Source organism: Rhizobium sp. BK591, assembly GCF_014195045.1.
Classification (GTDB): Bacteria; Pseudomonadota; Alphaproteobacteria; order Rhizobiales; family Rhizobiaceae; genus Rhizobium; species Rhizobium anhuiense.
Genome location: NZ_JACIAZ010000013.1, coordinates 58,131 through 67,359 on the forward strand (window position 1 = coordinate 58,131; position 9,229 = coordinate 67,359).

The window sequence follows — 9,229 nt, forward strand, 5'->3', positions numbered from 1 at the left end:
AAAAAAGTAAGACCGTATGTCCGGTGTGCCACTCACACCTGCGCGATGGTTTCGGAATCGATAGCAGAATGCCCACCGGCCATGGAGGACTATGGCAACTTTGCGCGAATCGCGGTCATAGTAGTTTTCTGGTGGCGTTATCTTTATACCTGTTGGTATCTGCGAGACCTATGACGGCGAGTGTCGCGGCCTGATGCAAAGCCTTTGGCAAGCTTGCTCACTCAAGTGATGATGGTGAATGGAACAAGTGACAAGACGCTCATTCCTAGCAGTACTTCTTGGCTTCCTGGGCTCGAAAAAAACGAAAGCTGAGACGCCCAAAGCGTCCTTTCCACCAGTGCCCTCTTGGCATCCATCTTTTTCCCAGCCTCTTGACCGAGTCATAGCGCGGATTTCCTATTATCTAAATCGGCGCAAAGACTTCGTTGTGTTCCATAACGGAACTTGTGTGCTTTTGGACGAAGGACTCACAGAAAAAGAGGCGGGCGAAGTTTCCCTAAAAGTCTTGTCCGATATCCTCAGCTTTCATCCTGATATGAATCCGACACCGATGGATGATGGAAATATCTTGGTCCAATACAATCATCCCGCTCTAAACGTTGTGTTACGTGACGTAGCACAAGCTCATTGGTCGGAGATCGAATCCCGCCATCTGGATGGCCTCACGCCATCGGAAGTTCTTATCACCCCATTGGGCCCGAACAAATTCGACGCGTTTGGAAAGCAGGCACTGTTGGGTCGAGCGTATATGTTTTTGGATGCACAAAAGCCGGAAATCTCTAGGATTATTCGCCGGAGCCAATGACTGATTAGACATCAGCATTCATTGGCGGCACTTGCGACATAAGCCCGGGTGATTCCAAGGCAGAAGCTCGATAACCTGGGCCTGCTTATGGCCGTTGACAACGGCGGTGAGCGTGCTGGTCAAATACGCAAACGGATCGACAGCATTGAGCTTGCACGTCTCGATAAGCGAGGCGACGGTCGCCCAGTTCTCTGCTCCGGCGTCGTGCCCGGCGAAGAGTAAGCGGTGTCCAGCTTTCACCTTGACGAAGTTCCACAGTCAATTTTGAGGATTTCAGCGATGATATGCGTGGCAACTATGCGCCAGTTGCGATTATGACAGTCGTGGTAGATCCAGCTTTTGAAGAATACGTTCAGCCAGTTCGGAAACGCCTTCTTGAATTTGATCTAGGGTGGGCGACGTCGCAAGCTGCTCCAAATCACCACGAAGCGCGGCAACTACATCCGGCGAAAGTCGACTGGCGACCAACAGAAGAACAGAATGCTGGTGGATCGGGTCGTTTCCGTGGAGCACTCCACGCAATGCTGGAATTGCACCGGCTCCTGTAGAGACTAGAAGATCAGCAACTGGTCTTGCCACAGGCCAGTTCCCATCGGCAATCCAAGCGACGAGATCATCAAGCAACGGGGCAATTGCCGGATAACCCGCTGCCTCCAGCTTCGACACGGCATCAAGATCGAATTTGTCCTCGGGTAGTCGCATCTTGGCCCCCTTAAGTCTGACCGCTCCTGACGTACAACTTAAAAGTCAGCGCTGTTGGCCTCGCACCTTGACCATGCGCGTATTGCCGTTTCGAGTAATACCGCTGTGATAGAGATGGCAACAAGGCCACTTGCGGACATTTCGTAAAACATGACTATTCCCACCATGACAAAAGGTACACTACGATTTTTCTTTGATTTTGGGGCTGGCGGGTGCTTGTGGGCGGGTGATGATGCTACCCGATCCAAATTGGGCGTCGGACCGCTTGATGCGACCGTGTATGACCTTCAAGGGGATGTCGCACTTCCCCCCGGCTTTTATTGCCAAGCAACGTTCACTCGCTCATCAACCGTCTTGATCAAGAATATCTTAGCTACCTCAACCCATTGTATCCACCTGATCCAAGCCTCTGGACGCAAGCGAGGTGCGACCGCTTCAATAGCGATGTGGACCAGCTTCTGCTTTTGCTTCAGGTCGAGTTGGGTACCAACTTCGTGATTATCGATCAGCAGAAACGCCATGCCGAGGACCCGGCTCTTGGCGAATTCCCTCGTCGCGAATCCCAATCAGAAGCCAATGCCCTAGAAATAGTCGGGATGGCGGTAAGGGCCGACAGCGGACTTCAGCCGTGTGTTCGCTCCGGGTACTTCCACGGCATTAGCTCGTCGATCCGGCTCTGCTTATGGCCATTGACGAGGCGGGTGAGCGTGGCGGACAGGTACGCGAACGGATCGACGGCGTTGAGCTTGCACGTCTCCGAGCGAGGCCAATGGCGACCCGACCCAGCACTGAAATCATGGAAGATAACGAAACGTGAGATCTGAGCGGGCCATGCGTTCCGCAGTCTTTCTAGCCATCTTGAGCGTCCTTCTCGCTCTGCTCAGCGACATGCAGGCACGCCTGGGTGGTCTTGGTCACTATCGCGTGATGCGGCCTTCGAGCGCTTCGATACGCTCCAGCAGATCCGTGGTCTCAACGGCCTTGCGCTGAGCCTCTATAATCGCGACAACGCTCTGTGCCTCAGACGGTGATATCTCTCCGTCAGCGACGGCCTTCAAGACGCCGGCAATCGCGCCTGGCATATCCTTAGCCGTGTCGATCGTCGGAAGCTGGAACTGGACCGTTCGAGGTGTAGGCGCCGGCCGAGGATGGATGAAAGCGGCAGCCTTCTCGGCAGCCCAGTCCCGGCGCTTCTGGTCGGCACTCTCGTCCACCATCACCTCCAGCAGATATTCGAGGGGGGATTTCCCGGATCCGAGGATGTCAGCAGCCATTTCCACCGAACGCTGGTTGAGCGTTCCCGGCTTCCGGCCTGCCCCTGGTCGAGCTCCGCCTACTTTCGACATTTCCTGGTATTTCCTGATTGTTTTCTAAAGGTGTTTCGTCCTCAGACGCGTTCAAATGCTGCGTGTCTTCCCGTTGACGGCCGCGACAAGGGCGGAGACATGCTCCCTCGCGATTGCGGCCATTGCCGGGTCTCTGCTGGCCTGCCGTTGTGGCGACGCTGCGATCAGGCGGATGACGAGGATATCCTTGCTCTCGGGGCTCGTATCCAAGCCCATCTCCGCAGCCTGCCTATAGGCGTCCTGCTCCTCGCCCTCGCTCACGACAAGACGAACGACCTTCGGATATTCCTTCTTGGGGCCAGCGATCAGCTCCAGTTTGTTCAGGCGGGGGACAAGGTTACTGGGCATGGTGACTCCTGGTGCTGGCCACATTGCGAAAGGACGCGATCAGGCTCCGGATTTCCATCTTCGTCATCCCTTCCGGCAAAGGTTCATCTGCGCTCACAGCTTGGGCCAGTGCTTCCACATAATCAGCCATTTTCACACCCGCTTCGGCCTCGATCCTCACGGCAATCGCCGCAAGCCGTGCGTCCAATTCCTCGTCGGTCAGGTGCTCATAAGGTCTGACAGGATTGCGACCTTCCAGTTTGACGATACGGTTCTCCAGGATGCTTCGTGCCATTACTGTCTCCGCTTAGGTCCGATCTGAAAGGCGTAGTGGTGGTTCCGGCCGCCATATTAATTGACCTGATTAGGCATACACTCCAGAACGGTAAGTTCTGAATAGGTGACGTCTAGGGCACCGCCTGAGTTCTGGAACGCTGTCGTACCAATGCCGATATTGATATCACCGATATAGAAAACTTCATCAACCCTGCATGTCACCATATTTGCTTGCGCCGTCTGGATGTCACGACTGTTGAGCTGCAGCGTTCCTGCCAGTGTGACGCCGAGAATACGTTGTCCCGTCGCATTGGCTGCAAAAGTCGCTTTGCCTTTGATGTTGTAGAAACCCACCCTCGGGACGAACAGTCGTCCTGGCGTTCCAGGCTGATGCATCGCTGCGCCGTCACTCCGTTCGGTATCATAGGTTAGTTCAGTCGAAATGCTGTTCGGGATCGATTGTGTAGTTTTGCTGACGGCCGCCATAGGAAAGTGCCAGCCGGAGAAACCCGTGCCGCCTGCAGCAAAGCCGGAAGCACGACAGTTTATGCATTCGTTGAGCGGAACACCGCCATAGCTGATCAGGTTTCTAAAACCGTATTTCTGCGTCTTCACCGCCTGATTATCAATGGCAGTGTTGTTCACGAGGCGATAGCCGCGCGGATAGTCCTGGAAGTTTGAAGCGCCGCCCGGCATGATCAGGAAGCCGGTCGGATCTCCTGTCCCTCGGCCGGTGTTGCCGACGCCGGTGTCCCATGCACCGTTCCCCTCGATCAGGACGTGAACCGGCAGGCATTCCGGCGTCGGCGACCCGCTGTCGACATTTTCAGTCGGTCCGGAACCGACATAGCCTGCTGCGCCGGCTCGATAGACGTTGTTACCGAGGACTTGGCCGAAGCGGTTATAGTTGGCTAGCTTGATGCCCCAGGTTTCCACGTCTTCGATCGTGTTGCCCATGACGGTGAAGCGCTGGTTTCCCACAGAGCCGGTCATATCAATGCCCTGGTCGCCATCGGACAGATGGTTGCCGATCACAAGGAAGCTCTTGCAGCCGAGCCCGATCGGCATCATCCGGCCAAAGGCGCGGCGATAGTTCCCACCCACGAGGCCGCCGATACGGTTCACCCTGCACCCAGAAACAGTGAAGCGTTGACAATTGCTAAACCAAATTCCTTGCGCCATGTCGTCCGGATATTCTGGCAGGGCTTCCAGCGCATAAAGGATGTCGTGTACATGAAGCCTTAGCGCTTCGAAGTCCGTGCAATTCTGGAATACAATACCGGTTCCCATGTCGGAGCCGAACACTTCGCAGTCCTCAAGCGTGTGGCCTTTGCCCCCTTTGATCCAGATGCCGGCGGCATAGTTGACGTTTCCTCCTGTCCCGTCGCCATTGCGATCAACCGTTACCCTGGTCAGTCGAAGGCCATCGACATTGTCGCCTCGCAGGGTCTTTACCCCTGTCGAAGCATGTGGGCTCAACTGCTTCAAGCCTACGTCTTCAAGAATCGCGGCCTCTGGGAGGCTGACTTCACCGTCGATGGCATAGAATCGGCCCGGGATGCCGCATACGATCATCCCGGTGTTGATCGCATCGAACAGCGCTGCTGTCGCGTCCGCATCAGGATCGTATGAACAGGATAGGAAATCGTCGATAAGGACGCGATTGCCCATTTACACAGTCCCGCGGTTGTCAATCCATCCGCCCGTAGAAAGAACGTTGGCCGATAGCGCTCCACTTGCGATTGTCACGGCGAAATATACCTGTGCGCTTGTGTTCGTCTGGTAAATCGGCGCAATACCGCCATGAGCGACTGAAGCTGTGTTTGCCAAAGAAGTCGTGAATACGCGATCGATGACGTTTGCAGCACTGCCCTCCCAAGCCCCACCAAGAAACAATTGAGCATCGGTGCTGGAAGTGCCTGTCGCCATGTCATAATTGAGGAGAGGATAGACATTGATGCCGGTCGGAATGCTGAGCGTGAGGAGCGCTGATGCGGCGGCCGAGGTCGAAGACCGGTCCTGCTTAGTCGCGCGCCTGAAGGTGTTGCCATCCTGCTTGAAGGCGACGATTGCCGCACTTTCTCGAATGATGGAACCGATGCGGCGCTTGCGGTCGTAGTTTGTCGGCATCGTTGGCGACGTTGCCGAAGTCGAGAATAAGGCATCGACGACCCCGGTATCCGAGCGCTGAATGAGCCAGACATGATAGGTGGTGTTTGCAATTGCACCGGTATCAAGGCCGCCGGCATTCGTGCCGACCGCCCAGGCCGCATCGAGGCGCTTGGTCAGCCCCGAGGCGAGCGTCATCAGATAGGGTGTCGATCCGTCGCTGGCGGCAGAACCAACGGCAATGTCGATATCGTTGGTGGCATCAGAACCGTTGTTCGAGAGCGTGAGGCCGTAGAGCTTGCCCTGGATCGCGGTTCCGATGGTCGCCTCACCGGTAACCGAGGCGTAGAAGGCCGTGCCGTTGCATCGAATGGTGGCTCGCTGCCCGTTCAGGACGGTGATGGTTGTCAGGCCGTTGATCAGTTCGGAGCCATTCGGGTCAATGGTAACATCGCCGCCGGAAGCGATGACGATATATTCCCACCCGTTCGTCAGGGTAGCCGCCGCGGTGAGCCCAAGGGTAGCGCTTGCTGTGAAAAGCGAAACCTGATTGTGATCAGCCTTGACGGCGGTATAACCAACAGCCCGAGACGTGAAGCGGGAAACGATATTAGACGCACCCTGCGCCATGAGTGTGCGAAACGCATCGTCGAAGTTTCTGACGGCGTTCGACCCTTGGATGCCGATGCCATCAATATCGGTGTTGCTGGCGGTCGCCGGGTCCCACTCGAGGATGTTGGTTTTAGCCATTGAGTTTCCTCCGAGTTGCCGGCTTCTTGAGTTTTTCGATTGCTCTGCCCTGATATGCGAAGGCGAAAGCCAGGAGCTGCGCCGCGCCGTTCAGGAGGCCGGCGCCGGCCAGATTGCCAGCAGCTTCCATGATCGATTTTTTGATGTATCCTGCGGCAATGAAGTCACGCCGCATCACCGCCGAATTTGCCATGTCAGCCTTAGCCGTCGCCATCGGCGGCCTGTGGGCGAGGGGGCGCATCGTTCCAGAGGCAACGGTTGACTTCGCGATGTTCTGCGGATTTGTCGTCCTGCTCGCATGGCTGATATGGCCGTCGTCGAAGGGCGAGAACGAATAAGTCATCGCGCATTCTCCGCAGTTGCCATACCGCCACCGATAGCCAAGGCACGGGACAGGAATGCCTGGACCGCCTGCCGCTTCTGCTCGGCGCTAACCTGCATCTGCTCGATGCGTTGGATGTTTGAAAGCACGCTCCGCGCTGCCCCTGGCTCACTCGCCATGAGCTGCTTTGCGACACTGTTCGCCACTTCCGGTGTGAAACCGCCGAGCATCTTCAGGCGCGAGCCTACCCACTGCAGCGTTGCGTTTATCGGCCGACCCGTGGCGACGCCTTTAGCAAGCTCCAGGCCCTCCTGGAGACCTCCCGCGTCCGCCATATCCGCAGCCTGCCTGACGGTCGTGGAGTTGCCTTTGACGGCCTGATAGGTCGCGCGCTTCCGGGCCTCGGCGAAGATAGTCTTCCGAAACTCGGCAAACTTCTCTGGCGTCTCGAATAGGGCTTGTAGGTTCCGGACCTGTTGCGGTTTCGAGAAGATCCGCAAGACAGCGTTGTTGGTGGCGCCAGTCGCGTCTATCTGCGCGCGCAGTGTCTCGGCAGCTCCGACTCGTGCTGATGCCTTCTGGGCGTCCGTCATGCCCACTACGGTGCGCTTGAACGCTTCCGGAGAGGCTTTGAACACATCCCTACCAGCTTCCAGCGCGTCGTCGAGCTGGGCCTGGCCAGCGAAGGCCTGACGGGCAGCTTTGTAATCGGGGTTGAGCCGATCGACCTCGCCGAGCATCTTGTTCTTCAGGACCGCGAGGATGCGGCCCTCGTTCGTCACCTTTTTGGTGATCGAATCCGTCTGACCGTCGATCATGTCATCCATGGCGCGCTTTATGTAGTCCCAGCCACGGGTGTCAGGCACACGCTTGACCGTTGCGCTGCCATTGTCTGCGACATTGACGAAGAGCTGCTGGAACGGCACCTGTTCGTTTGCCGCAAGCTGCTCGGCATGCTGAAGTGCCTGCTTGCCTGCTGGGGTGTTCAAGATGCCTTCCAGCGTTTCCGAAAAGTGGACAGGATTGGCGTAGGCTTTGCGATACAGGGGCGCGGCGATCTGCTTCGCGGCTTCTGCAATGCTGTCCTTGGCGGCAATGTAGCCGTCCGGATCTGCGAACGTCTGGGCAATGGCGCTCTTGAGACGGTCGCCCTGGCCGAACTGGCGCATGGTAAGACGAGCGCCTACGGCATTGCGCGCGGGGCCGGGAATGTTCGTGGCGGTGCGCAACAGGCCCTGAACGGACTCGCCACCGACGTCCGCAAGGTTAGTGCCCGGATTGTTGCGGAGCTTGTTGCAGCCTGTTCGGGCGTCATGGTCGCTGACAAACGCTCACCGATTTTCCGGGAAGCGTAGGCTTCTGGATTGATCCTCGCGCCAATGGCGTCGGCGAGGGGCTTGATGGCCGCTCTACCGACTCCAGCGACAACCGGGATGGCTCCCCCGAATGCGCCTCCGATGAGAGCACCAGTGCCGATATCACCGTCATTGCCCGCAGCGGAAAGAGCGCCGTAGCCTGCACCCTCAGCCGCGCCCAGGCCTGCGCGAGCCGCAATGCCTTTGGCTCCCGTCATGGCGCCCGTACCGAAGCGGCCGGCGAGCGTTACTCCCCGGCCAGCCAGGGCCATGGGGGTCAGCAGCGCGCCACCCAGCTCTGCCGCCGTCCCTGCATTGCCAGCGCGGTCGCGCGAGGCTTGTGTGCCAGCGCGATTGGCAGCGAGTTCGTCCTCATAGCTCTTTCCGGTCAGCATTGACCGAGCGTAGGCCGCAGCCTTATCGCCGAAGCCGAAGGTGACCGCATCTCCCATAATATTGCCGACATCCTGGGCTGCAATGATCGGCTTGGCCCACGCCGGAAGATTGGCGAACCTGGCCTTGGCTTCGGTTTCTCGCTGGGCATCGATCGCCTTTGCGGGGTTTTGCGTCAGTGCAGAAAACTCGGATCGAAGGTCCTGAGATGCCTTTCCTTCTGGAACCGCATCCTGTCTCCCGATACTCAGATGACGGCGGATCGCCCCTTCCATGACATCGTTCGGAGTACCCTCCGGGAATTCCGCAATCGATCCATCCGGCAATTCAACCCGTATGGGGTTTTCGAAGCCCGCTGTGGCGCCAGTTCCTTTGGTTGGTTGTGGCGTTACGCCAATCTGTGCGGCAATCTCGTCAACCGTGCGGTTCTGCTCTTCCGGCGAAAGCTGAAGGAAGGAATCGTCCACCTTCACACGCTTGCCCTGGATGTTGAGTGTCGGCATCTCAGGCACCCCGCGCGGTGTCGAGGTCACCGGGGTAGAATATCCCCGAGAAGCGCCGGCCTGACGCTCTGAGCTTTTCTGCGGCTGCCTGAAGGCAGAACTCATTCGGCGTAATTCCGGCGCGGTTTGCCGCGTCGAAGAGGCTTTCGCGAAAACTGGTCATCACCATCGCGCCGCGAAGCATGATGAAGCCCTTCGTCTCACGCGAGGCAGAATTCCGCGATGCATCGCTGATCATGAGAATCTCCACTGAATTTCAATGAAAGATTCCCACAGCTGCGGAGGGAGTGGGATTGGAAATAGTCGGCAATGTTCGGCAGCAGTGGGCCGAGTTGCATCAA

The 9,229-nt window shown here is 57.4% G+C and carries 12 protein-coding genes and 2 pseudogenes; 2 read left to right on the forward strand and 12 right to left on the reverse strand.

The features are described from left to right. Positions 1 to 238: 238 nt before the first annotated feature. Entirely contained in the window at positions 239 to 805 is a 567-nt protein-coding gene (locus FHX10_RS34225) for a hypothetical protein (RefSeq protein ID WP_132576036.1), read from the forward strand. An 18-nt stretch (positions 806 to 823) separates the two neighbouring features. Here the strand turns inward: FHX10_RS34225 and FHX10_RS34230 are convergent. The 9 genes and pseudogenes from FHX10_RS34230 to FHX10_RS34270 all read right to left on the reverse strand — a co-directional run. Next, positions 824 to 1,024, reverse strand: a pseudogene (locus tag FHX10_RS34230) (transposase domain-containing protein); the annotation flags it as partial. Between the two features lie 93 nt (positions 1,025 to 1,117). Continuing rightward, positions 1,118 to 1,507, reverse strand: a complete 390-nt coding sequence (locus FHX10_RS34235) for a DUF5071 domain-containing protein (protein WP_132576034.1) — start codon at positions 1,505 to 1,507, stop codon at positions 1,118 to 1,120. A gap of 317 nt (positions 1,508 to 1,824) precedes the next feature. Further along, a complete protein-coding gene (locus FHX10_RS34240) occupies positions 1,825 to 2,028 on the reverse strand; it encodes a hypothetical protein (protein ID WP_097543927.1) in 204 nt (67 codons plus the stop codon). Positions 2,029 to 2,129: 101 nt separating this feature from the next. Next, positions 2,130 to 2,267: pseudogene (locus tag FHX10_RS34245) on the reverse strand (transposase domain-containing protein); the annotation flags it as partial. Between the two features lie 157 nt (positions 2,268 to 2,424). Next, positions 2,425 to 2,853 (reverse strand): hypothetical protein, encoded by a 429-nt coding sequence (locus FHX10_RS34250; RefSeq protein ID WP_132576033.1) that lies wholly within the window; start codon positions 2,851 to 2,853, stop codon positions 2,425 to 2,427. A 51-nt stretch (positions 2,854 to 2,904) separates the two neighbouring features. Then, positions 2,905 to 3,201, reverse strand: a complete 297-nt coding sequence (locus FHX10_RS34255) for a hypothetical protein (protein WP_184390768.1) — start codon at positions 3,199 to 3,201, stop codon at positions 2,905 to 2,907. Next, positions 3,191 to 3,475: a hypothetical protein gene (locus tag FHX10_RS34260; protein WP_184390770.1), complete on the reverse strand. Its 285-nt coding sequence runs from the start codon at positions 3,473 to 3,475 to the stop codon at positions 3,191 to 3,193. Before FHX10_RS34260 ends, FHX10_RS34255 begins: the two co-directional genes overlap by 11 nt. Before the next feature lie 56 nt (positions 3,476 to 3,531). Then, complete coding sequence (locus tag FHX10_RS34265; protein WP_132576029.1) at positions 3,532 to 5,127, reverse strand: right-handed parallel beta-helix repeat-containing protein; 1,596 nt, start codon at positions 5,125 to 5,127, stop codon at positions 3,532 to 3,534. Beyond that, positions 5,128 to 6,315 carry a hypothetical protein gene (locus tag FHX10_RS34270; RefSeq protein WP_184390772.1) on the reverse strand — a complete coding sequence of 396 codons (1,188 nt, stop codon included), beginning with the start codon at positions 6,313 to 6,315 and terminating at the stop codon, positions 5,128 to 5,130. Between the two features lie 128 nt (positions 6,316 to 6,443). Here FHX10_RS34270 and FHX10_RS34275 point away from each other — a divergent pair, with 128 nt between their 5' ends. After that, a complete protein-coding gene (locus FHX10_RS34275; RefSeq protein ID WP_132576025.1) occupies positions 6,444 to 6,653 on the forward strand; it encodes a hypothetical protein in 210 nt (69 codons plus the stop codon). A gap of 1 nt (position 6,654) precedes the next feature. Here the strand turns inward: FHX10_RS34275 and FHX10_RS34280 are convergent, their stop codons facing one another. The 3 genes from FHX10_RS34280 to FHX10_RS34290 are packed head-to-tail and all read right to left on the reverse strand — an operon-like array spanning position 6,655 to position 9,126. Beyond that, on the reverse strand, positions 6,655 to 7,806 hold the full coding sequence (locus FHX10_RS34280; RefSeq protein WP_184390774.1) for a hypothetical protein: 1,152 nt from the start codon (positions 7,804 to 7,806) through the stop codon (positions 6,655 to 6,657). Between the two features lie 14 nt (positions 7,807 to 7,820). Then, positions 7,821 to 8,888: a hypothetical protein gene (locus FHX10_RS34285; RefSeq protein ID WP_184390777.1), complete on the reverse strand. Its 1,068-nt coding sequence runs from the start codon at positions 8,886 to 8,888 to the stop codon at positions 7,821 to 7,823. A 1-nt stretch (position 8,889) separates the two neighbouring features. Continuing rightward, positions 8,890 to 9,126 carry a hypothetical protein gene (locus tag FHX10_RS34290; RefSeq protein WP_132576021.1) on the reverse strand — a complete coding sequence of 79 codons (237 nt, stop codon included), beginning with the start codon at positions 9,124 to 9,126 and terminating at the stop codon, positions 8,890 to 8,892. Positions 9,127 to 9,229: the final 103 nt, after the last annotated feature.

What these genes read in the sequence shown, in the direction of transcription:
- FHX10_RS34250 (WP_132576033.1), bottom strand. Translation starts at nt 2,853, where the DNA reads ATGTCGAAAGTAGGCGGAGCTCGACCAGGGGCAGGCCGGAAGCCGGGA.
- FHX10_RS34225 (WP_132576036.1), top strand. Translation starts at nt 239, where the DNA reads ATGGAACAAGTGACAAGACGCTCATTCCTAGCAGTACTTCTTGGCTTC.
- FHX10_RS34280 (WP_184390774.1), bottom strand. Translation starts at nt 7,806, where the DNA reads ATGCGCCAGTTCGGCCAGGGCGACCGTCTCAAGAGCGCCATTGCCCAG.
- FHX10_RS34270 (WP_184390772.1), bottom strand. Translation starts at nt 6,315, where the DNA reads ATGGCTAAAACCAACATCCTCGAGTGGGACCCGGCGACCGCCAGCAAC.
- FHX10_RS34260 (WP_184390770.1), bottom strand. Translation starts at nt 3,475, where the DNA reads ATGGCACGAAGCATCCTGGAGAACCGTATCGTCAAACTGGAAGGTCGC.
- FHX10_RS34290 (WP_132576021.1), bottom strand. Translation starts at nt 9,126, where the DNA reads ATGATCAGCGATGCATCGCGGAATTCTGCCTCGCGTGAGACGAAGGGC.
- FHX10_RS34255 (WP_184390768.1), bottom strand. Translation starts at nt 3,201, where the DNA reads ATGCCCAGTAACCTTGTCCCCCGCCTGAACAAACTGGAGCTGATCGCT.
- FHX10_RS34235 (WP_132576034.1), bottom strand. Translation starts at nt 1,507, where the DNA reads ATGCGACTACCCGAGGACAAATTCGATCTTGATGCCGTGTCGAAGCTG.
- FHX10_RS34285 (WP_184390777.1), bottom strand. Translation starts at nt 8,888, where the DNA reads ATGCCGACACTCAACATCCAGGGCAAGCGTGTGAAGGTGGACGATTCC.
- FHX10_RS34240 (WP_097543927.1), bottom strand. Translation starts at nt 2,028, where the DNA reads ATGGCGTTTCTGCTGATCGATAATCACGAAGTTGGTACCCAACTCGAC.
- FHX10_RS34275 (WP_132576025.1), top strand. Translation starts at nt 6,444, where the DNA reads ATGATCGATTTTTTGATGTATCCTGCGGCAATGAAGTCACGCCGCATC.
- FHX10_RS34265 (WP_132576029.1), bottom strand. Translation starts at nt 5,127, where the DNA reads ATGGGCAATCGCGTCCTTATCGACGATTTCCTATCCTGTTCATACGAT.